A 22,863-nucleotide genomic window follows, 5' to 3' on the forward strand; every position below is an offset into this window, starting at 1 on the left:
TTATTATTATAACTTATAATCAGAAAAAATACAATTTATAAATAAGTTCGTTTATTCCTCTGTCTTTACGAACTGTTTGAATAAAGAAACAAAATAATCTTCTGCCTGTTCAATACTTTGATTGGAGGTAACCATATCCTTTATGTATTTTGTGTTAAATGTATTTACTTTAAGATCAAATTGATCAAATATAAAAACTGCTAAAAACAGAATCAAAGCACAAATGGTACGGATTAATAAGGATTTTAAATTTACATTTGACATATTAAATCCGGATTCACTAAGGTTATATCTGTTCATTGAATCAGCCTGGTCCCAGGTTCTGAATTTTTCTGAATTCACATATCCCTTGTTCTTATTTGTTCCATGGTTTTTTGCATTACTGCTGTTATAACCTACATTTCTGTTACAACTCTCTCTTGCCATTCTTATATATTCATCCCTGGATAGAGCTCTCATATGCTCTTGATTGTCCATATTTATCCTCCTATCATTATTTTCGCAGGCACCAACTGCAAAGCTGTGCTGATATAGTACTTTTATATTTTTCTCATACTAAAATATATTCGGGACTTGTTCAAATATATGTCTACCATAGTTAATAATTTTATCTTCCTGTTTGATTCGTCAATAAGATTTGAGTGTGAAAAGAAAAAGTTTTGTTTTCTAAGTGAATTCTTGATAAATTATCCCAGTTCTGGTATAGTTAATAAGTCAAAAAATACTGATAGCAGAGTAGGATTTTGTGCGTTAAGTGTCACCGGAACGGGGAGTTGTCCGATGAACGAAAAGTTATCTTGCGGTACAGAATTCGCATCCCGCTGCTACATGATAGGCATGATACCTTCTAGTAGTAGCAATATTTTAAGACATCTAATTATTAGGTAATTGCGAAACTATTTAATTTTCTGAATATACCATATAACTAATACGAATTTCAGAGCTTCAGTTGTCCGTTGGACAAGATTCAGCTCTGAAATTGTATTAGTTGTATGGTATATAGATACAATAATGGTGTTCCCAATTACCTGACATCTAATTATTAGAAAAGGAGGTATACTATGCAAAAATTAATTTATTCTTTAAAAGAATCTGCAAAAGAATTGCGGAAAGTACATAATTTGGCTATAACAGCCATGCTTGCGGCATTAAATACGGTAATCGGTTTTTTTACCATTACAATCGGTGAATTTATTAAAATCGGTTTTTCCTTCCTCACCATAGGTATTGCCGGTATGCTTTATGGACCAGTTATAGCCGGTATATTAGGTGGTACTTGTGATGTCTTAAATTACCTGATAAAACCGACCGGTCCTTTTTTTCCGGGTTTCACCTTAAGTTCAATACTATCCGGTTTCATTTATGGTTTGTATCTTTATAAAAAACCAATCAGTATCCGCAGAGTTTTTTTTGCTAAATTAACGGTTGTTATTTTTGTTGACTTAATTCTTACAACTACATGGCTATCCATTTTATATGGTAAAGCATTTATCATTTTGCTGCCTATGCGTCTCTTAAAAGCAATCATTATGCTCCCCATCGATACCGGAATCCTATATATTGTCCTGAAAAGAATCACTGCCTATGCCAGTCCTGGTGAAATCCATCAAAAACGTTGAAAAATAGAAAAATATCATTTATAATGAAAAATAACTTATTGAAGGAGGAATATAAAATGTCAACCAATGTATATGATATTTTATTGGAACGTGGATTTATCGAGCAAACAACCCACGAACAAGAAATCAGGGAACTATTAGGGAAGGAAAAAGTTACCTTTTATATAGGTTTTGATGCAACAGCTGACAGTTTAACCGCAGGTCATTTCTTAACCGTTATGGCTATGATGCATATGCAAAAAGCAGGTCATAAGCCCATTGCTTTACTTGGAGGCGGGACAACCATGATTGGAGATCCTACCGGTAAATCCGATATGAGAACCATTATGACGAAAGAAACCATACAGCATAATGCAGATTGTTTTCACAAACAGCTTGCCAGATTTATTGATTTTGACAATGATAATGCCATTATTGCAAATAATGCGGATTGGCTGTTAAATTTAAATTACGTAGATTTCTTAAGAGAAGTAGGTGTTCATTTTTCCGTTAATAAAATGCTTACTGCCGAATGTTATAAACAAAGAATGGAAAAAGGACTAACTTTCTTCGAATTTAATTATATGATTATGCAGTCCTATGACTTTTTAAAATTGAACCAGCTTTTCGGTTGTTCCTTACAGTTAGGCGGTAATGACCAGTGGTCCAATATTTTAGGCGGTGTTGATTTAATCCGTAAAAAAGAACAGAAACCTGCGTTTGGATTGACCTTCAAATTACTTACCACCAGTGAGGGAATCAAGATGGGAAAAACCATGAAAGGTGCTGTGTGGTTGGATCCTAACAAAACATCACCTTATGAATTCTATCAATACTGGAGAAATATTGAAGATGTCAAGGTTGAAGAATGTCTTGGTCTTTTGACTTTCCTGCCTATGGATGAAGTCAGAAGGTTAGGAGCCTTAAAGGATGCGGAAATCAATTACGCAAAAGATGTACTTGCCTTTGAGATCACTAAAATTGTACATGGTGAAGAAGAAGCTAAAAAAGCAATGGAAGCTTCCAAAGCATTATTTAACGGTGGTATGAAATCCGAAGATATTCCTACTACCACGTACTCCGCTGAACAGTTTGCTGCAGGAATTGATTTGATTACCCTTTTAGTGGACGGTAAAATGGCTGTATCACGCTCTGATGCAAGAAGAAATATTGTTCAGGGTGGCGTTAGCGTTAATGATATTAAAATTACGGAATTTGATAAAGTATTTACAAGCAATGATTTTGACTCGGACGGATGTTTACTTGTAAGAAAAGGCAAAAAAGCATATCATTGTTTTAAAATAAATTAACCTGAATAGGAGTGATAAAAATGCCCTGGTGTCCTAATTGTAAAGAGGAATATGTGGATGGTATAACTGTTTGTGTAGACTGCGGCACGGAATTGGTTGAAAATTTACCGGAAGAACCTACTGTTATACCTTTCATGGAAACTGAGAAAGAATTATTTGCTAAAAAATTTGTTGAATTTCTTCATTATTCAAAAGTTGAATCTGCATCTTATGAATTTGATGAGGAAAAACAGCAATGGATCGTAACTATTGATGAAAAATCATTAAAACAGGTTACTAAACTTTATAATGCTTTTTACTCTGTGGAATCTGATAATGCACTCTCCTCTTTACAGGGAAATAATGATCAGCAGGTAAAGGAAAACGAAACTGACGCCGAATATGAAGACGAGGAATATGAGGATGAGGAAGCTATTGATGAGGGTTTCGATGAGGAATTTGATGAATATGAAAGAATGGATGAGGAAGTTACCGTTCATAATCAGTCTGATTCGGAATATCAAACCATGTTCAGTGAAGATGAATTAAAAAATATTATGGAAAGCAGGCAGCCAAAGCCAATTGAACCTTCTACCGTTTATGTAAAAAAAGAAGAACAATATAAGGATTATAAATCTTCCGCTTCGACTTTTATTGTGGTTTCTGTTTTAGGCATTGCCGTTCTTATATTAAATGCGGTTGGAATCATAAACATCTTTGCCGGTCCGATGCCCTATATCGTAATGGGTGCGTTATTTATTGCATTTTTATATATTGGTATTTCCTCCTATGCGAAAGCACAGAAAATAGAAAAAGAAATTGATGATGAAAATAATGTAACCCAGTCCATTAATGACTGGTTAACCCAGAATGTAACGGCCGAACAGCTGGATGCTCTAACCGATCCCAGTGAAACGGCAGAAATCCGTTTCTTCCATAAACTTGAGAAAATGAAAGAAATGATTACTGCCCAATTCGGTGAAATGAATGAATCCTATTTAGATCTTTTGGTTGAGGAATATTACAATAATCATTTTGAGACAAATCAGGAGCCGGAAGAATAATCTTCAATTGGCAGGGTATAATATTGCTCTGTGTTAAGTACAGGAAAGACCATAATGATAAATAAGCCGCATATGGTAAGCATAACCATATGCGGCTTATCTTTTATACAATCCTGACTGAGTAACCATTTATACTTCTATCAACCTGTTAAAAGTCTTAATTCATACAATATCCGGATTCTTAGATAGAATACTCTCCGTTACCTCCCATAGATCTGGCAGGAATTTTATGACCTCATCTGCTCGTCTGATAAAATCTTCATTGGAATTAAAACCAAGGTCCGACATAATGTTTTTAAAAGCAGGAAGATATAATTGCTGCTTAAGAGGTGCATCTGCCTCAAAAATTTTATGGCATCGTGCAAAAGTAGCGACAATCCAGAAGATTGCTTCATGATGGTGGCCCGATTTAATCAGTTCTGTACTTCCCTCTATCGCAATTGGTTTTGCAAAAGGTGTAATATCCGTACTAAATAAAAAAGGTGTTTTAGCTACAGATGCTGCGGCATCAAACGTTTCTGCCAAAGCTTTTAAGTGTTCTTCAATCCGGCTGGGAGTCATATGAGTACAGCCAAGTAAATTCAAAAGTTTTGGATAAAATTCAGCATAACCATATTCGAAAAGCATATCCTTTACGGCTAAATAACGCCGGCGTACGGTTGGGTTACGCAGTGCAGCTAAAAGCAATACATGTGTGGTTATTCCTGTTGGAAAAAGCCAGGCCAATACCAAATCAGGATAAGGTACAGAGATATTAATATGTTTTAATGAATTCTCTATGTTATTACAAACATTCTCACAGCGGAGTCGTACCCATTTTTTCTCCGGGAATTGTTTAGCTGCCTCTGACTGAAGTTTATGTAAACAGCCGGTTGCATCACTGATGATTGTATTTTTCCGTAAGCTGTTTGCCAAATGATGTGATATCAATACTTGCTCTATATTTGATATCTGATTCCAGGATAAATAAGTAACCTCCAACATGACATCACGATAGATAAACTTTCCAAGCTTATTTGGTGTTTCATCCGTTGAAATCACAATCATGATGTCAATATCAGAATATGCGGATAACTCTGCATTATCAGGTATATCTGTTATTGAGCCGGCAAAATATGCTCCCAGAAACCCCCTGCCTTACTGCCATGCTGCTTAACCCATTCAACGGCTGTTTTTTTAGCCAATCCTACTATCATTATACTTCCCTCCCCCTTATTTATAACATTAGGTTTAGCGAATATTAACCAGATTAATTATAATATTACATACGATAATACATAACTATATTGCTTACTATATTACTAATTACATTACTTACTATGTTACCTGTTACTTATTACATTACATAACTATATTACTCAAAACCTCAGGCAAAATATAGGCTTAAAATATATTTTATTTTATGGTATTATATAAGTATATGAAAGGATAAACTTTTTCGCTATGATAAAAAAATTTATATTAGCAAAAGTTTATATCATATTAAATTAGCTGTGAAACAAATACTTTGCTTTTTCTATCGTTTCTATTTATCTTAAACATCAAGATTTAAAAATAAACAACATAAAAAGGGCTTCCCTTTTGTATAATGAATTAGTAATAATAACAAATATACAAATGAGAAGTCCTTAGTACTATTTAAAATATAAAATCAAGTACAAATTAAGATATATTTAAGATATAAGATCTATTTTTCACCTGGAATCCATCTTAAGATTAGATCTGCTTCAGGAGAAAGAGAATCCTTACCCGAAAATATCCTCCAGCTCTTCTTTCGTCAACGAATTAATAAATACTTCCTGGGATTGGATTACAGAATCGGATAAATTCTTTTTCTTAAGCTGGAGTTTATATATCTTCTCCTCAATCGTTCCCTTTGTTATTAATTTAATAACGTGAACAGAATTTACCTGACCGATTCGGTAAGCACGGTCCGTGGCCTGATCTTCCACCGCCGGGTTCCACCAGGGATCATAATGAATTACCGTATCCGCTCCAACCAGATTCAGGCCTGTTCCGCCGGCTTTTAATGAAATTAAAAAGACTTTCCCTTCTCCCTGGTTAAACCGTTTCACATAATCATTCCGGTCCTGGACTTTAGTAGAACCCTCCAGATAAAAGCTGGGAATATTCTGAGTTTTTAATTCTTTTTCAATGATGGATAACATAGAGGTAAATTGGGAGAATACTAAGATGCGGTGTTCATTGGCAATAGCATCCGTAATAATTTCCATCAATAATTCTAACTTACCGCTTCCGCCGCTATAATTCTCAATAAAAGTACCCGGATGACAGCAGATCTGGCGTAATCTTGTTAATACTGCAAGTATTTTAAGTTTGCTCTTTTCTAATCCATTTTCTTTAATTTCATTATCTAATTCCGTTTTAGCACTTTCAACATAAGAAAGATAGACTTTTTTCTGTTCTTCCACCATATCATTTAGCATTTTAGTTTCGACTTTATCCGGTAATTCCTGTAATACATCTTTTTTCATACGGCGCAGGATAAAAGGAAGAATCCGTCTGTTTAAATCTTCTAATACCCCCTCTTCCAATCTCAGGATGGGTTTTTCATATTGATTCATAAATTTTGTATGGCTAAATAAATAATCCGGCATAATAAAATCGAAAATTGACCATAGTTCAGACAAGGAATTTTCAATTGGGGTTCCTGTTAGTGCATACCTATGATCCGCCTCCAGCAATTTGACGGATTTAGCATTAAGAGAATCTGCATTCTTAATATATTGTGCTTCATCGATAAATACCGTATGAAAACGCAGTTTTTGATATAAATTAATATCCCGGCGCATTAGGGGATAAGAAGTAATCAGAATATCCACGTTCTCTTCTGATTCAATTAATTCCTTACGTTCCTTTGGAGTCCCTGTAACAACGTATGAGGTCAGAAAAGGTGCGAAATTTTCGAGTTCGTCCTGCCAGTTATAAATCAGAGAAGAAGGACAGACTATTAAAAATTTGGCGGATTGTATTATTTTTTTAATTGCAGCTATATAAACAATGGTCTGTAAGGTTTTACCTAATCCCATATCATCTGCCAGTATTCCGCCAAGGTTATTTTCCGATAAGGTACGAAGCCATTTATAACCGGTAACCTGATATCCTCGAAGTTCAGCTTGGATTCCGTCCGGAATGTCGTATTCCGTAATATTCGGATTTAATATTTTTTCCACTAACTGTGAAAAATCCTCATTTTTCTCCACTTCGAGATTTTTTTCCTGGAATACATTGTTAAGGTAGAGAGCTTTATTCTTAGATAAACCAATCGTTTCATTATTTAATTCTTTACCGGATACTCCCAGATAACTTAATATATCCCATACTTCTTTTATATTTTCCTCTTCCAGATTAATAAAACTTCCGTTTTTTAAGCGGTAGTATTTTTTCTTCATACGATAGGATTTAAATAAATCTTTTAACTCTTCTTTGGGCACTTCCTCATAATTTAAGTCCATTTCAAGGAGATTTAGGCCATTACTTACCCTTAAACCAGCCTTAAAACTACCCGGAGATTTTATATTAATCTTCTTAAATGAGTCGGAATAATATAATTCACATTCTTTCGACAGTTCATGAATGTGATTGATTAAAAAATCATAGATTTCGTCCTCGTTACGCATGATAAAGCCGTGTTGCTTTGGTTGAAATCCAATCCTTTCCAGATAATCAATATAATAATCTTCTTTATGGGGTTGGCGGATAATAATAAAATTATCGGAGGGAGCATTTTCAAAAGCGTTAAATTCGTGTTCTCCGTAACGGTATCTTAATTCTGCCTGAATATAATTTTTTACTTTATCCAGATAAATAACCGGTTTTAATTCTTCAGTAATAAATCGGTCTTTAATTTCCTGCGGTACGGTTAATTCCATTGTCTCACTTATTTTAGGGAGTACTACCTCTAAAAACTTGTTTTTATTAGTCCCCTTAAAAATTAAGGGTTCTTTTTTAGCCCCCAGATTATTATAAAAAGGCAGATAATTTCCTAAAAACCTCTTGGTCGGTTTATAGATACAGCCATTGTAAAAAAGCAGCTCACCTGCTTCTGTTATGGGAATTACGCTGTATTTACCATGATAATCCATAACAATTCCGTCATCGATTAAAGATAAATCATACTCTATCTTCGGATTGGCAGCCGTATATATGACATCTTCATATTCCTTTCCGTATAATTCCAAATCAAAAGGACTATCCTCCATGATATCCAAAAGGCGAAACAACATATTTTTGTTAAAATGATATTGGATTTGGCAAATAGTTTTGAATAAAATAATTTATCAATAGCTTCCTGGATTTCATATATTTGAAGTATATAATCCAGTACTTTTTTTGATTGTTTATCAAATTTACTCTCACCATGTATGAACTTAAACTCTTTTCCTAACATAATATTTTCTTTATTATAGAAATCTGTTAGAAATTTTTTTATGGATTGTACTTTATAATAATGATGATTTCCCACCCGCAGAGAAAGAATTGCAGAACCGGTTTCAGAACGTAAGATGTTCGGAATAGATAACGATACTTTGATATGGTAAGTTTCCCCCTGCATTACGCTATCTTCCTGATTACTGAAATATCCGAGAATCTGATAAACCGTTTTTTCAGCCGGATTATCCGGTTCTTCCATAAGAGAACGTTCCACATAATTCAAAACGAAAAACAGTGCAGTTACTACATGTCTGCACGCACCCTCTTCCTTTAGATGTTCCGAACAATTACATTTATGTTCAAATGATCCATCAGGGGAAACATGAATCGTAACCAAATATTCAAAATTTTCCCTGACTGTAATACGATATTGCTGTTTAGAATTGGACCAAGTGGCATTCACCACATGATTTTGTTTGTAATCCTGCAACCCTCTTGCATAAACGGTTTCACTTGCTGCTAAATTTCTTATTCCCATTCTGGATAATCGTATCATTTCGTAACTCCTTTTACTTGTCCAATCTTTGCATCCTATTATTATACCACAATTTTGGGATAAATGTTAAGTTTATTCCTATTTTTACAAAGAAATATATAAGTAATTTTATATATAGCGGAATTGAATTTCTGAAGATGAAAGATTGAGATTTAATATTAAGAAAGGAAATTAGAAAAATCATTAGGCTTATATAAAACAAAATTAATACAGCCAGTACGGATTCAAACCTTAATAAGGATTTAACAAGCGGCTTTGACTGTTTTATCTTTCCGAAACATAGAATACAGTCCGGATATTAAACAAATCACTATACCAAGTAACGCTATAACTAATTCCAGGTAGGTTCCTTTCGAGAGTATTATTATTGAAATTCCCCAAATAAAAAACGGAAATGCCAGAATTGCAAATAAAGTACCGCTGATTAATTTATGATATTTACTTTTTCGAATTGCCGATATCATTTCTTTCATAACTAACTCCTATGCTTCCAATTAATACTATTACGAGTAAAAACTTATTAATTTTTTAACAAAAAATTTTATCTATATATAAAACGATTTAAACATTAAAAAAGTTTCACAATTCTTACAATTTTTTAAAAAAAGTTTTAGAAAATATAAATATGGTATTATTAAATACTATTATTAACCCTGTTATTGTATCATAAGGAGAAATTACGAAACTAGATTCTTTAAGAAATATTTTTATAAGAAATATTTTTTCATGAATTAACATGTTTCTCTTTCAGGCGTTTTCTTATAATAAAACAAATTGCTCGTAATAAGATAAAAAAACCTGTCACAATAAAAACAATCTGCTTGTGACAGGTCAATTAAAACTGCAATTTAAAACCATTTACCCTATTAAAACAATAATTTCTCTAATTCCTCCATTGGCATAGGTTTATAGAAAAAATAACCCTGAACCATATCACAGTGATTCTCTTTCAAAAATCTTGCCTGATCCAGTGTTTCTACCCCTTCCGATATAACCTTTAATCCTAACCCTTTGGCAAGATTAATAATATTAGCAATAACAATCTTATCTTTATCATCCATAACATCATAGGTTAAAAAGTCTTTATCCAGCTTAAGAATATCAACCGGTAAAGTTTTTAACAGATTTAAGGATGAAAATCCGGAACCAAAATCATCTATTGAAATAAGAAATCCTTTTTCACGCAGGTTACCCAAAAATCTTTTTAAACGGTCTAATCCATTTAAGAAAATACTCTCTGTGATTTCTATTTCAATAAGGTTCGTGGGCAGATTATATTTACGAATTAAATACTCCAGCTTCTGGATAAATAAATCGTCATCAATATGAAGTCTGGATACATTTACGGATATGATTACCGGATTTTTTCCCATATCCAGCCATCTTCTCAACATTTTAAAGGCTTCTTCATAAACATAAAAATCTAACTCCAATATAAAACCGTTTTTCTCAAATATAGGAATAAACTCCGATGGATTCATAATCTCTCCATTACGGGTTTTCCATCTTACTAAAGCTTCTGCACCGGTGATGTTTAAGGATCTTAGTTCAATTTTCGGCTGCATGTATACGATGAATTCATGACTCGTAAGTGCCGTATGCATCCTGTTTTCAATCATTTTTTCTTTGGTAATGGTCTTATGTAAGTTCTCATCATAGATGGATAAGGTACTTTTATGAAAACCTTTTAATCTTTTTCTGGCCATATTTGCCTTGTCCATAGCAATACTTAAAACCTTATCCTCTTTCGTCATAAAATAAATTCCGCTGATTATAATCGGATTAATTTTAGGAAAATAAGTTCGATAATCCTGATTTATGGCTTGAAATATGATTTTTATTCTATCTAAGATCTCTTCTTTGTTCTTATAAAGAAGTAAGCAAACAAATATGTCCCCGCTAATCCGGCAGAATAATTCCATAGGATAAAGATGTTTGGATATTTTTTCGGCGTAGAATTTTAAAATATCATTACCTATTGAATATCCCCATTCGTCATTAATGTATTTAAATTTATCAAAATCAGAATATACAATAGCATATTGAAACTCTTTTGAACTGGCAATTAGTTTCATTGCCTCTGCTTCAAATTTGGACAATGTAAGTAAACCTGTTAAATTATCCTTGGATTTTACCCGTTCCATAAACCCGGTTACATCGGAGGAACAAAGCAGATTCATCTTCTGTCCGTTTGGCATATCTACAGTCGAAGCTGTTGTACTAAGCCATGCACCTAATTTTTTATTATAAGCTTCAACTGAATAGCGTTTATTTGCATGATCCAGTCCATTTAAAGGGCAGGCAGCACATGGTTTACTGCGGCCGAATATGGCATTATAACATAATTCTCCCAGTTTTACATTAGGAAACAGTTTTTCCGTATATTCGCTGACATATAACAGTTCGTATGTACCTGCTTTTATTGCATAATTACTTAGCTTTTGATTATTTAACATCGCCTGGGTGAAGAAAATTTCATTATTTAATTCTTCTTTATTACGAAGCTGCAATATATAATTACTTACAACTTTCGTGATGATTAACAGGGTATTTAACAAGGATTTTGGCCAAATACGGGTTCTTTCGCAATCTTCAAAATTTATGGTTCCAATAAATTGATTGGAATCATAAATGGCACATTGCACGAATGACTTTATACCCATTTGTTCATAAAGCTGTTTTAACTCCGGATTAATATCCACCTTTGTTATATCATCAAAATAGTAAATACTGTTATTGGTAAATATACTTTTATATTGTTGGCTAAGTGAATCGGTTTCCGGAATAAGTATGCAGGGAGAAATTCCATCATTAAGCCATTCATAAGATACTCTTGCTTTTTGATTTATTGTTTCATCTTCAAATATGGTAATTCGGGATAAATTATAAAATTTTCCGATTTCAGTAAATATTTTATTAATTGATACTTCAACTGAATTATCTTCGCTTAAAATATCAAATGTGTAGTTTAATAACCTTTTTTCCGCATCTAAGATATCTTCATAATTCTGTTTTTTCTTTTTCTTATTTCTCTTCTGTTCCATTTCACCTTCAAAGATGTTACTATTCAGCTCGGAATTATAGAGGACAAATTTATCTTTCCCGCTTATTTTAGCTTTGTTTAATGCAATATCTGCTTTTTGAAACAGTTCCTCATAAGTTGTCCCATCCTTGGGAAAGATTGAGATCCCAATGCTGACAGTTAACTTTACATCTGCTTTTAGCCCCGGAAGCTTTTCTCTTACAAGACTGCATATGGTTTCAGCTATATAAAAAATATCATCCTGACTTTTTATATTATTATGTATTACTACAAATCCATCTCCATCAATTCTGCCTATTATATCTTCTTCCTCTATCGATTGAGCTAAATATGCCGCAAATGTTTCAAGAACAATATCACCATATATATGTCCGCAGGTTTCATTTATCCTTTTTAAATTGTCAATATCAATTAACAGAAAGGAATGATTTCCAATGAAATCTTTATTCAGACTTTCTATCAGATGCTTTTCGATTTTATTTATTACTGTTTTTTTGTTAAATAATTGCGTCTGGCTATCCCTTTCTCCACGAAAGATCGGATTAATCCATTTATACGCATTATTATTTTTTTCAGTTAACTCATTCTGAAGCTTACCATTTTCTTCTTTATACGTCATATCCAAATTAATAGTCTCCTTTTATTCTTTTATTGTAAACGATATAGACATATTCGGTTTTAATTAAAAATAAAAAGATAATTTTCTCTAATTAACAGAGTTAATTTTAAATATTTTTTGTTAAAATGACTATTTTCTCTATTATATTACATTAACAATTATATGGCAATCGTATTAAAAGTAAAATGTTCATTTTTCAAGATTTAAGTACTCTTTCGTAAAACCATCCCGGAATTTTATGATTTCTAAATTTAACAAAAAGCATGCACATAATATCACGCATGCTTTTGTTAATTTCCGCGAAAGCAAAGTGAGAATTAGCAAGCTTGCTTGTAATAATTCGAACGTGCACGCGAACCGAAGAAACTCGCAAAGCGTGTTTCTTCCGGTTTATTTTTAACTGAAAATATAGGGGATGCCATTTATAAGATTAATTTCCTGTTTAACACCTTTATAGGATACCTGGCACTTTCTGTCTTTCTTTGACAGAAGCTTTGCAAACTTAAGTTGACCATTCTCCCAAAAAAGGTCAACGGTAATATTTCCTCTTGCAAGAAGCCCGGTAACACTTCCCGTTTCCCAAACCTCCGGCAGTGCAGGCAACAAGCGAAGAATTCCGTTATGGCTTTGCAGCAGCATTTCAGCTATGGAAGTAGTCAGACCGGTATTTCCGTCTAACTCATATACGTGGTCAAAAGCATAAGCGCCTCTTGTGGGGGGATGATAGACGAGATTATTTGGTTCTAACAGATGACTGGTCATGCTTTTTATATGCATATATGCTTCGTCACCATTAGAAAGTCGTGCTTCATATAATATGAGCATTGACCTTGCCCATCCGGTATCTTCCCAGTTTTCTTCCGGTATTAGTTTTCCGTCGATCGTTTTCTTGGCAGCCTCACATAATTCAGGTGTTTCCTCTAAAGTCAGCTGTGAAAACGGGAACAATCCGAGTAAATGGCTGGTATGTCTGTGCTGCGGGTCTACTGGGGGTAACTTATGGCTCCATTCTGCTATGGTTCCTTCTTTAGTAATCCGATATGGCATTAATTTTGGAAGTTTTTCACTTACCTCCTTGTAAAGCACGGAATCTTCCAACTGAAGGATACTGCAGGAAGCCAGATAAACCTGAAACAATTCCCGGATCATAAGTATTTCATAAGTACAGCCATTACTGATCTGGAAAGGCATATCCTTATATAAAAAGCTATTTTCCGGAGATATGGAAGGACCGCTGGTGAGGTATCCTGTTGTTTCGTCTTCAAAAACATAACGGTTAAAAAAGCCTGCAGCCGATTGAATCAGCGGAAATGCGGTATTACGCAAGAATTCCGCATCCTCCGTAAACAGATAACGCTCCCACAACTGCATGAGCACCCATATACCTCCGGTTGGGCAGGGTGCAATCGGCGAAGCCCAATAAGGAGCGGCATATCCCCAGGCATTGGATACAAGTTCACCTACCCAGCCATTCAGTCCATAGGATTCTTTGGCTGTTATTTCTCCGGAATGGGATAAGTCATCCTTGATCCAGTCAAACAGCGGTTCTACAGTTTCAGTAAGGTTGGTTATTTCGGCTGGCCAATAATTCATCTGTGTGTTAATATCCAAATGCATATCGCAGGTCCAACCAATACGGCATGCTACATTATCATTCCAAATTCCCTGGAGATGAGCCGGAAGCCTGGAATCATTTCTGGAACTTGATAGTAATAGATAACGGCCATACTGAAAAAGAAGCGGAATTTTTTCGACAAGGGAATCTTTCCCTGAAAGTTTAAGATGAACTCTTTCCATCAGTTTTCTAATATCTTTTATATGTTCGTCTCGTATTTTAGCAAATTCTTTATCCATACAATTCTTTACTTGCTCTTTTACTTCTTCCTTTAATTTTATACGTCCTATTTCTTTTGAACTAAACTCTCTTTTAAAGTCAGTATTCATATAGAAATACAGTCGTATATCCCTGGCATTGCTGATATAAAGTCCATCCAACGCAGTGTCACAGATGCCATCGGTAATAACATGCCCGTAACCAGCCAGCATAACTCCGCTTAATTCATCACAATGTTTCGTTTCATATGCAAAACAGGTAAATTGCAGGGAGTTCTCACTGTATTCCGTATCACCAAAGCTGTTTCCCGGGTGAAAGGTAATTTTGATTTTACGGTTTTCTCTAAAAACCAGATGATATATCATAATATTATCCGGATGGGAAACAAAAACCTCTTCTTTTACCGTATCCTGCCCTATACTGAAAGTACAATCAGCTATACCATCCATAATATTTAGATTTCTTTCGTAGTTGGAGACCTCTTCAGGTGAGGCCCCATAATCTATCTGAAGATAACCCACCGGCAGATTGGTCCCGTAATTTTTACGTATTCCGATAAATTTTTCAGCGATTTTATGAACTTTTTCATAATCTCCTATGATTGCCTGCTCCCGCATTTTATAGAAGGCTTTTTCAGCATCTTTTTGATTATTGTTACTGCTCTTTTCACCGCTGTAAAATGTATTTTCAGACAGGTCAATACGGCTTACCAGATTACCGGATGATATCATCGCTCCCATATGCCCGTTTCCCAGTGGATAACCCTCACTCCATTTATTAGCAGGCTGTTTACTTGATATATTCATTTTTCCTCATTCTCCTTATAAAAACAGGGATTGGCTGAACTGCCATCCCTGAAATTTTATACTTAGTGACTAAGTTTGACACAGCGGTCTATTCTTTTACTGCTCCGGAGGTCATACCACCGATAATATATTTTTGTCCGATTAAGTAAACCAGTATAACCGGTATACAGGTTAGAATAATATCGGCAAATATATAGTTCCAATAATTTTTATTTTTACCAAAAAACTGATAAACCGCCATTGTCATAGGGAAGAGTTTACTCTGGCTGGATAAGTATAAAGGTGTCAGGAAATCATTCCAAACTCCCATGAACTGAAGAATAAAACAGGTTATCAGAGTAGGTTTTAACAGCGGCATGATAATTTTAAAGAATAGAGCTATAGGCCCTGCACCGTCAATAACCGCTGCTTCATCAAGTTCAACCGGTATGGATAAAATAAAGTTTCGTATGGTAAATACACAAAAAGGTATCATTGCACTGGTAAAGGTTATAATAATTCCTGTTCTGGAATCTGTTAAGTTAACAACGTCAAGAACCTTAACCAAAGTAACGTAGTTTACAGGGAAAAACAAACCGCATAAGATAAAGTAGTACAAAAACATATTACATTTAGTACGCTTTCTGCACATAACAAAGGAAGCCATGGCGCAGGAGATAACTCCTACTACGGTAGAAACTAATGCATAGGTAAGACTGTTGGAAAATCCCTGAATTAATTTACCCTGCTGTATTACTTCGGTATAATTACTGAAAAACCATTCGGTAGGCAGGGATAGTTTCATTCTGGCTGCTTCTCCTTTGGATTTAAAGGAGTTAATGAGTACCATATAGAAAGGTATTGCTACGGTAAGGCTTAATAGAATGCAGACAATCTGTTTTAAAACCGTTTTAATTATTTTACTCATTATTGCTGCACCTCCTTCTTACTCATAACCCTAACTACCAGAACACCGATAACTGCCGTAATAATCAAAAGAATTGCATTCAGTGCGGTAGACATACCGTATTGTCCGCTGGAATAAAGCTGATAGGAATAGGTTGTTAATACTTCTGTGGCATGACCCGGACCGCCATTTGTCAATACATATATAATATCAAAAACTTTTAATCCATAAGTAATACCGAAGACGAGGTTAATCATGATTGCCCCTGATAACATGGGAAGAGTAATATGAACAAGCCTTTGCCAGAAGTTTGCTCCGTCAATTTGTGCCGCTTCATAATAAGATTTTGGTATTGTATTTAAACCGGCCAAGAAGATGGTCATTACGTAACCGATACCACGCCATGCATCTACGCCATAAATAGATTTCCACACTACAGATAAGTCAGACAGCCATTTTTGTTTTAATATTCCCAGATGCAAAGCATCCAAAATTGCATTTAATAAACCGGTATTATAATTTAAAATTGACTTAAATACTAAGCCTATAATTACAAAAGGAAGGATGGATGGCAGATATAACAAGGTTCTGTATAATCCTTTTCCCTTAAGTCCCTCCTGCAGCATAATTGCAAGTAGCAGAGCAGGTATTAATTTAACGATATTTGATATAATAGTAAAGACAACGGTATGGGAAATACCTAATACATAATTTTTATTGGAGGTAAAGATATCAATATAATTTTGTAAGCCTACAAAATGTACTCCATTTGATAATGTTCTGTTACTCCAATCCGTAAAAGAATAAAATATACCAAGTAAACTAGGCAGTAAATAAAAGCAAACATAGAGTACTAAAGGGATAATTAAAAACCACTGCGGATATATATTTTTTTGTTCACTGCTAACCCTCTTTTCCAATAGGGCCTTTGAAAAATAGAATTTTTCGCCGGCCCCATATTTATATAATTCTGGTTTTAAACTATTTCCAATTAGGATCTTTTGCTACTTTTGCAGCTTCCGCTCTATTGGTATCCATATTTTTCAGTACATCATTAGCTTCAATGGAATCCTGGCAGAATGCTATCATGTCAGCTCCAAAATCCATCCAGTAGCTATTGGTGTATTTGGTAGCAGTCTGAAGAACACCTGTCTGCATTTTTTCTTTCGGAATACTTGACATGAATTCTTCTTCTTCCGGTAACCAGTGCTGCTGTAACTGATCATCAATTACGTCAAGATTGGTGTATTGAGGTGAATTATCAAGGATTTCCTGTAATGTTTCTGTCTGTGTACAGAAATCAAAAAATGCTTTTACCAGATCAGGATGTTTACTTGCTGTTGAACCAAACATGGTAGGACCGCCCGGATTGGTAGGGAATGTGTCATTATCACCAAGGGGAATTAAGAATAATCCAAATTCATCTGCTGTTCCGGTATCATCCTTAATTTGTTTAATAAAGCTGGAATTAGCCATTGCCATAGCTACATTTCTGTCACCAAATTCATTGGACATATTAGTACTGTCCGTACCAATCCAGTCTTCGCCAAAATATCCTGCATCGGATAATTCCTTAAACTGTCCCAATACTTCTAACATTTTTTCATTTCCTGCAAAGGTTGCCGTATTATTGTTCAGACCATCATATAAACCGGGTGTTGCTGCTTCGTATACTCCACCGATCTGAAAAAATGCTAACTGATGCTGCCAGCCATCCGCACCGGGGATAAACCATGGTGTGATATCTTTAGCTGCAATCTTCGCACAAAGATCTTTTAATTCAGCATAGGTTTTTGGAATCGTCCACCCATTTTCTTCAAACAGTGTCTTGTTATATAACATTACATATTCCGGTGAGTTATGCCAGATCTGTAATCCATATAATTTTCCGTTGTACATACCTGACTGAAGTCTTGTCTCAGGTATTTTTTTCGCCCATTCCGCACCGGTAAAGTCGATACAATATTTCTCCGGTTCTACAATCTGGGAACCGATTGCAAATGGATCGGACTGAATCCAGAAAATATCCGGTGTGGATGCGGATGTTAATTTAACCTGCAATACATCGGAATACTGATCTGCCGGAATAGTCTGAAGATCTACGGTTACACCATATGTATCTTCAAAACGTTCTATGGATGCATCATAACGATTGTCCATCCAACCTGCCGATACCAGAATGCTTAATTCTTCTCCGGCAAATTGATCCGTTACATCTGGGGTTTCTGTTTCCGTGTTTTGTGTTTCTTCCGTAGTTGTTTTACTCTCCGAAGTTGTATCGGAACTAGAACTTACAGATTTGTCTTTTGTTCCGGAAGATTTCGAACATCCGGATAATAAAGAAACAACCATTAGTACACATAATAGTAATGCTGCCACTTTCTTCTTCATAAAATACCTCCTGTATTTTGGTTACCAAACGTTTTATGGTAATTAAATTTTATCGAAACGAGTATAAAAAGTCTATGCACTTTTTGAGATACATTTTGGACTATCTTAACATATTTGTATACTATCTTACGATTACTTTAAATAATGTGCCTATATAACATGTTAGTAATTAAAAAAATGTGATGGATATTGCTTAGATACCATCACATTTTTAGTATTGTTTTATTTAATATGTTATTTTTTTACTTCTTATTTATGAATGGTCCCCTGTATGTCACTCCAGTTTTTATCCGCGTATTCAATCAGTATATTGGCCTGCTCCAATGACATTTCCGGGAAAAATAAAAATAAACTGTGTGATCCGTAACGCTTTACGATTCTGTCTACATTTTTAATCCAATCTTCAAACTCACCGGAATATACCTTAACCCATAAGGATTTTCCGGCCATAATAGCCTTGTCATAGATAGGATACCATTCTTCCAGGGTACCATCCGGGCCCATATCTCCGCTTGTCCATTGCAGAGCATCAATCTCTTCCACTTCCATTAATGCATCCATGTGTTTAATGGCATCCGGCCCGTCTAAATGATATAACACACAATCCGCTTTCGCAGCCTGTTCTTTTAAGGATTCCAAAATAAATTCACGGAATTGATCCGGTGACATTAATGCGGATAAGTCACACTGGAGCTTTACTGTTTTACCCGGTCCCAGATCTGGAATACCGTATAGGCATTACCGCCTTCTTCATCTTTAATAATATCATAAAAACGGTCAAAATATTCATAATAGATATTTGTAATCTGTTTTACACGTTCTTCAATTAATTCCGGTTCATCAATCATATCAAACAGTAAATTCTGAACTCCACGCATAGAGGCAAGTACATCTACATTTTCCATCAGATCCGGCATATCTACATAAAAATCATCACCAGCAATTTTACGGCATTCTTTAACAAGTTCAATATGCTTTTTAAACCATTTGCTTTCCGGATCAAAACGGAATTCCTCTACCCCATCCCAATCGTCAAGGCACTCTTTAAACCATACGGTATCCTCCTTAAATCCGATATCGGAACCTATATAGGAAGCAAGGGAGCCTGGACCAAAATCAACATTTAAATTAGGGAAACTTTCTGCTAAAAACAAATGGTTTTCACAAAAATGACGGTATCTTTTTACGATACGCTCCGCATTCTGATACTTATCTTCCATGTCCTTCCAACGCAGGTCATCCGGCAGATTATAATATTTTCCCTGACATATAACATCCCTGTAACCGCCCTCGGTAGGTCTGTTATCTGATAAATGCTCAATCTCCGGTTTTCTGGCTACTACACACATAAGCGGCCTGCCGGTATTCTTATGCTGCCAGTAATTTGTCCATTTTGCCTTAGTTTCTTCCCAGTTCGGTTTATACATCATATATATTAATCTCCTGTCTTATTTTTTTCTATTATAACTTTACAAATTATCTAAGTCTATACACTTTTCCAATTACTATTTGTACTTTTTTAACAAAGGTGTTATACTATAAATAGCTGCTTAAATTTCAAGTTAATTTTAATAAAACTTTCTTCTTATTCTATCCAAACTAACACCCATGCCTTTTTGGGCATAAATCCCGAAGAATAGCTGTTTTTGCTATTCTTCTAGTGGCTCGCATGTATTTTAGCGAGACTATTCATACTAATAACTTCCCAAGACATTAGAAAGAGGAATTAAGACATGCGCCAGCTGAAACTTCAGACTAAATTATTTTTAGCCTATGTTGGACTTGCAATATTAATATTATTGACGTTTAGCATTTTTTTCTACAAATATGTTTCCAATCAATTAATCAGGCAGGAAATTAATAACCTGACCCAGCAAAATTCTTATTTCATGGAGCAGACAGATACGATTATTAATGATATGGATACTGTTTCCATTAACATTAATTACAGCAGTCTGGTAAAAGATAAACTGGATTCGTCCTTTAATCTTGATATTTCAAGGAATACCCTGGACAGCCTAGCCAGTCTGTTTGTTACCATTAATGGTGCAGATATAAAGGTAGATCAGATAAATCTGTATGATATGAGAGGCAACAGGTTAAAAGTTGGAATTAAAACCAATACGGATACGGTTAATTTAAAAAACATTTCCTGGTTTAACAAAGCCCTTGAGTTAGATGGACAAAAATTGATCAGTAAACCTTATAATACTTCTTCTTTGTCAACTTCTGTAAAATATCCTGACTGGTTCCTTTCTGTTTACCGCTCTTACAATAACCAATACGGACGAACAGTAGGGGCAGTGGAAACAATTAAACGCTGTAAAAGCATTTTTAAAAATATAACCAGTTATAAAAGAAAAGTTAAGGATTCCGCACAGGTTTATATTTACTCGGCAGATAACAGCCTGATCTATCCTTATAATCTGACCAAGAAAGAACAAAATTCCATTCCTGATTATTATTCTATTGTTAAAAATAAGAATAATATCATATCCTTGATTAATCCTGGTACAGGAGAACGGGAATATATGGTTTTTAGTACCTCTTCCTACAGCGGTTGGACCTATATAACCGTACAGCCGGAATCCTATATATTAAAACCAGTTAACGGACTGGTTAAAATATTACTTTTGTTTGTACTTATTCTGCTTGCGGCTTCCCTGCTGATTTCCTATTCCTTATCACGAAGTCTGGTAAAGCCGATTAAGCATTTAAAACACATTATACAGCGGATACAGATTGATACCCTTGGCGAAGATAAAGTTTCTAATTACCCCGGTACTTATAATGAGGTATCGGAACTATATCTTGCATTCCAGTCCATGAGTGAAAACCTCAAAGTATCCATGAATGAGCTGATTGATTCAAGACAGCAGGAATTAAAATCCCGTACCCTTGCCCTGCAATCCCAGATAAATCCGCACTTATATTATAACACACTCTCCAGTATCATTGTCCTGGCGGAAAACGGACAACCCCAGGAGGTTATTACCATGTGCCGTTATCTTTCACAAATTATGAGGTATATTACAGACAGTTCTGCCACTATTGTTGGAATTGGTCTTGAAATCGACTATGTGAATAAATATCTTTATTGTATGAAAGTAAGGTACCAGTCAAGCCTTAATTATACCGTTGATATTGAGAAAGCTTTATTAGAATACCGTGTTCCAAAACTGATTATACAACCAATTGTTGAAAACGCCGTCAAGCACGGCACCAATTGTATCCCCCCTGGAATCTGTCTATTACGGGACGGATATATGAGGATTACTGGCAGATTGACATTATAGACTCCGGAAACGGATTTTCCGACCAGGATATTGAAACCATTAATGAACGGATCAGAGAAGTGAACAGTAACCCAGGAATGCCGGAGATGCAAATTAACGGTTTAGGTATGATTAATGTATATATGAGATGGAAACTCTTTTGCGGGGATACCATGATATTTCATTACGGTAATACAAAAGAGGGGAATGGCATTGTATCCATCGGGCAAAGACTTAAAGTTAAGGAGGTAGCAAAGGAAAAATGAAATATTCCGTAGTTATTGCTGAAGATGAAGAACTGTTACTTCATAATTTAGTAAAAAAAGTTGAAACATCAGATACTGATTTCGAAGTTGTAGGTACTGCACAGACCGGTATTCAGGCGTATGAATTGGTGGAGAAGCTGACTCCTGATTTAGTTATCACCGATATCCGGATGCCGGTTATGGATGGAATTACACTGATCAAGAAAATCCAGGATAATTATCCACTGACAGATTTTATTATAACCAGCGGTTATTCCGATTTTGAATATACCAAAAGTGCCATACAACTTAAAGTAACGGAATACCTGCTCAAACCGGTAGATCCGGACGAACTTAAATCTACTTTATTACAGCTGAGGAATAAATTTAAATTACAGCAGAGCTCCTTTGAAGATATTTTCAATCCTTCCACTACCCGTAACCCACCTGCTCAGATTGCAAGTATTCTCAAGGACTATATTGCCAAAAATTACTGTAGCGATATTAATCTTAATTTGATTGCAGGCAATATGAACTACAGTTCCAGTTATCTTACCAAAATATTTTATAAACAATACAACTTAAGTCCTTCCAAATACCTGATTTCCCTGCGTATGCAAAAAGCCCAACAGGTTCTTTTACATAATCCGGAACTTTCGGTCCGTCAGGTAGGGGAATGTGTCGGATATCATGATCAAGGGTATTTCAGCAGGATTTTTAAAAAGCAGGTTGGGGTCAGTCCGCTGGAATATAGGGAGAGGCCTTAAGGTTTTGGAGGATATATTCGAACGTAAGGCTGTGAAAGCTTTATAAAATCAGTATTTTACATTATATGTAAAATATAAGTTATGATAGTTCCTCA

The 22,863-nt window shown here is 34.9% G+C and carries 18 protein-coding genes and 1 riboswitch; of the genes, 6 read left to right on the forward strand and 12 right to left on the reverse strand.

Going from position 1 to position 22,863, the window contains the following annotated elements; genetic code table 11:
• Positions 1-51: 51 nt before the first annotated feature.
• Complete coding sequence (locus Ana3638_RS17415; RefSeq protein WP_161839172.1) at positions 52-477, reverse strand: hypothetical protein; 426 nt, start codon at positions 475-477, stop codon at positions 52-54.
• 252 nt (positions 478-729) lie between these two features.
• Positions 730-826, forward strand: a riboswitch (THF riboswitch).
• 235 nt (positions 827-1,061) lie between these two features.
• Here Ana3638_RS17415 and Ana3638_RS17420 point away from each other — a divergent pair.
• Genes Ana3638_RS17420 through Ana3638_RS17430 form a run of 3 tightly spaced genes read left to right on the forward strand, consistent with a single transcriptional unit; the run spans position 1,062 to position 3,951 of the window.
• Positions 1,062-1,619: a folate family ECF transporter S component gene (locus tag Ana3638_RS17420; RefSeq protein ID WP_246240326.1), complete on the forward strand. Its 558-nt coding sequence runs from the start codon at positions 1,062-1,064 to the stop codon at positions 1,617-1,619.
• 56 nt (positions 1,620-1,675) lie between these two features.
• The gene (gene tyrS / locus Ana3638_RS17425; protein ID WP_161839173.1) at positions 1,676-2,908 is read left to right on the forward strand and encodes a tyrosine--tRNA ligase; all 1,233 of its coding nucleotides are present in this window, start codon (positions 1,676-1,678) and stop codon (positions 2,906-2,908) included.
• 20 nt (positions 2,909-2,928) lie between these two features.
• On the forward strand, positions 2,929-3,951 hold the full coding sequence (locus Ana3638_RS17430) for a hypothetical protein (protein WP_161839174.1): 1,023 nt from the start codon (positions 2,929-2,931) through the stop codon (positions 3,949-3,951).
• A gap of 162 nt (positions 3,952-4,113) precedes the next feature.
• Here the strand turns inward: Ana3638_RS17430 and Ana3638_RS17435 are convergent, their stop codons facing one another.
• From Ana3638_RS17435 to Ana3638_RS25345, 11 genes are all read right to left on the reverse strand, one after another.
• Positions 4,114-4,998 carry a hypothetical protein gene (locus Ana3638_RS17435; RefSeq protein WP_202621509.1) on the reverse strand — a complete coding sequence of 295 codons (885 nt, stop codon included), beginning with the start codon at positions 4,996-4,998 and terminating at the stop codon, positions 4,114-4,116.
• A 698-nt stretch (positions 4,999-5,696) separates the two neighbouring features.
• A complete protein-coding gene (locus Ana3638_RS17440) occupies positions 5,697-8,153 on the reverse strand; it encodes a DEAD/DEAH box helicase (RefSeq protein WP_246240329.1) in 2,457 nt (818 codons plus the stop codon).
• Entirely contained in the window at positions 8,093-8,902 is an 810-nt protein-coding gene (locus tag Ana3638_RS17445) for an SWIM zinc finger family protein (protein ID WP_161839176.1), read from the reverse strand. Before Ana3638_RS17445 ends, Ana3638_RS17440 begins: the two co-directional genes overlap by 61 nt.
• 242 nt (positions 8,903-9,144) lie before the next feature.
• A complete protein-coding gene (locus Ana3638_RS17450) occupies positions 9,145-9,375 on the reverse strand; it encodes a hypothetical protein (RefSeq protein WP_161839177.1) in 231 nt (76 codons plus the stop codon).
• Positions 9,376-9,768: 393 nt separating this feature from the next.
• Positions 9,769-12,564 carry a bifunctional diguanylate cyclase/phosphodiesterase gene (locus tag Ana3638_RS17455; RefSeq protein WP_246241169.1) on the reverse strand — a complete coding sequence of 932 codons (2,796 nt, stop codon included), beginning with the start codon at positions 12,562-12,564 and terminating at the stop codon, positions 9,769-9,771.
• A gap of 396 nt (positions 12,565-12,960) precedes the next feature.
• Positions 12,961-15,204, reverse strand: coding sequence for a glycosyl hydrolase family 95 catalytic domain-containing protein (locus Ana3638_RS17460; RefSeq protein ID WP_161839179.1), 2,244 nt, complete (start codon positions 15,202-15,204; stop codon positions 12,961-12,963).
• A gap of 88 nt (positions 15,205-15,292) precedes the next feature.
• Positions 15,293-16,111, reverse strand: coding sequence for a carbohydrate ABC transporter permease (locus Ana3638_RS17465; RefSeq protein WP_161839180.1), 819 nt, complete (start codon positions 16,109-16,111; stop codon positions 15,293-15,295).
• Positions 16,111-17,010: a carbohydrate ABC transporter permease gene (locus Ana3638_RS17470; RefSeq protein ID WP_161839181.1), complete on the reverse strand. Its 900-nt coding sequence runs from the start codon at positions 17,008-17,010 to the stop codon at positions 16,111-16,113. Before Ana3638_RS17470 ends, Ana3638_RS17465 begins: the two co-directional genes overlap by 1 nt.
• Positions 17,011-17,071: 61 nt before the next feature.
• The gene (locus Ana3638_RS17475; RefSeq protein ID WP_161839182.1) at positions 17,072-18,481 is read right to left on the reverse strand and encodes an ABC transporter substrate-binding protein; all 1,410 of its coding nucleotides are present in this window, start codon (positions 18,479-18,481) and stop codon (positions 17,072-17,074) included.
• Between the two features lie 249 nt (positions 18,482-18,730).
• A complete protein-coding gene (locus tag Ana3638_RS25340) occupies positions 18,731-19,150 on the reverse strand; it encodes a hypothetical protein (protein ID WP_246240331.1) in 420 nt (139 codons plus the stop codon).
• A 26-nt stretch (positions 19,151-19,176) separates the two neighbouring features.
• Positions 19,177-19,911: a hypothetical protein gene (locus tag Ana3638_RS25345; RefSeq protein WP_246240334.1), complete on the reverse strand. Its 735-nt coding sequence runs from the start codon at positions 19,909-19,911 to the stop codon at positions 19,177-19,179.
• Positions 19,912-20,214: 303 nt separating this feature from the next.
• Between Ana3638_RS25345 and Ana3638_RS17485 the strand changes: the two genes are divergently transcribed.
• The 3 genes from Ana3638_RS17485 (at position 20,215) to Ana3638_RS17495 (ending at position 22,768) form a co-directional block, all read left to right on the forward strand.
• Positions 20,215-21,777: a sensor histidine kinase gene (locus Ana3638_RS17485; protein WP_161839183.1), complete on the forward strand. Its 1,563-nt coding sequence runs from the start codon at positions 20,215-20,217 to the stop codon at positions 21,775-21,777.
• Positions 21,778-21,863: 86 nt separating this feature from the next.
• Positions 21,864-22,022, forward strand: coding sequence for a hypothetical protein (locus Ana3638_RS17490; protein WP_161839184.1), 159 nt, complete (start codon positions 21,864-21,866; stop codon positions 22,020-22,022).
• Positions 22,019-22,768, forward strand: a complete 750-nt coding sequence (locus Ana3638_RS17495; protein ID WP_161839185.1) for a response regulator transcription factor — start codon at positions 22,019-22,021, stop codon at positions 22,766-22,768. The genes Ana3638_RS17490 and Ana3638_RS17495 overlap by 4 nt, the downstream gene beginning before the upstream one ends.
• The last annotated feature ends 95 nt before the right edge of the window (positions 22,769-22,863 follow it).

Source organism: Anaerocolumna sedimenticola (genome assembly GCF_009931695.1).
Lineage (GTDB): Bacteria > Bacillota > Clostridia > Lachnospirales > Lachnospiraceae > Anaerocolumna > Anaerocolumna sedimenticola.

What these genes read in the sequence shown, in the direction of transcription:
- Ana3638_RS17445 (WP_161839176.1), bottom strand. Translation starts at nt 8,902, where the DNA reads ATGATACGATTATCCAGAATGGGAATAAGAAATTTAGCAGCAAGTGAA.
- Ana3638_RS17490 (WP_161839184.1), top strand. Translation starts at nt 21,864, where the DNA reads ATGCAAATTAACGGTTTAGGTATGATTAATGTATATATGAGATGGAAA.
- Ana3638_RS17450 (WP_161839177.1), bottom strand. Translation starts at nt 9,375, where the DNA reads ATGAAAGAAATGATATCGGCAATTCGAAAAAGTAAATATCATAAATTA.
- Ana3638_RS17465 (WP_161839180.1), bottom strand. Translation starts at nt 16,111, where the DNA reads ATGAGTAAAATAATTAAAACGGTTTTAAAACAGATTGTCTGCATTCTA.
- Ana3638_RS17475 (WP_161839182.1), bottom strand. Translation starts at nt 18,481, where the DNA reads ATGAAGAAGAAAGTGGCAGCATTACTATTATGTGTACTAATGGTTGTT.
- Ana3638_RS17485 (WP_161839183.1), top strand. Translation starts at nt 20,215, where the DNA reads ATGCGCCAGCTGAAACTTCAGACTAAATTATTTTTAGCCTATGTTGGA.
- Ana3638_RS25345 (WP_246240334.1), bottom strand. Translation starts at nt 19,911, where the DNA reads ATGATGTATAAACCGAACTGGGAAGAAACTAAGGCAAAATGGACAAAT.
- Ana3638_RS25340 (WP_246240331.1), bottom strand. Translation starts at nt 19,150, where the DNA reads ATGTCACCGGATCAATTCCGTGAATTTATTTTGGAATCCTTAAAAGAA.
- Ana3638_RS17455 (WP_246241169.1), bottom strand. Translation starts at nt 12,564, where the DNA reads ATGACGTATAAAGAAGAAAATGGTAAGCTTCAGAATGAGTTAACTGAA.
- Ana3638_RS17495 (WP_161839185.1), top strand. Translation starts at nt 22,019, where the DNA reads ATGAAATATTCCGTAGTTATTGCTGAAGATGAAGAACTGTTACTTCAT.
- Ana3638_RS17430 (WP_161839174.1), top strand. Translation starts at nt 2,929, where the DNA reads ATGCCCTGGTGTCCTAATTGTAAAGAGGAATATGTGGATGGTATAACT.
- Ana3638_RS17415 (WP_161839172.1), bottom strand. Translation starts at nt 477, where the DNA reads ATGGACAATCAAGAGCATATGAGAGCTCTATCCAGGGATGAATATATA.
- Ana3638_RS17420 (WP_246240326.1), top strand. Translation starts at nt 1,062, where the DNA reads ATGCAAAAATTAATTTATTCTTTAAAAGAATCTGCAAAAGAATTGCGG.
- Ana3638_RS17460 (WP_161839179.1), bottom strand. Translation starts at nt 15,204, where the DNA reads ATGAATATATCAAGTAAACAGCCTGCTAATAAATGGAGTGAGGGTTAT.
- Ana3638_RS17435 (WP_202621509.1), bottom strand. Translation starts at nt 4,998, where the DNA reads ATGATTGTGATTTCAACGGATGAAACACCAAATAAGCTTGGAAAGTTT.
- tyrS (WP_161839173.1), top strand. Translation starts at nt 1,676, where the DNA reads ATGTCAACCAATGTATATGATATTTTATTGGAACGTGGATTTATCGAG.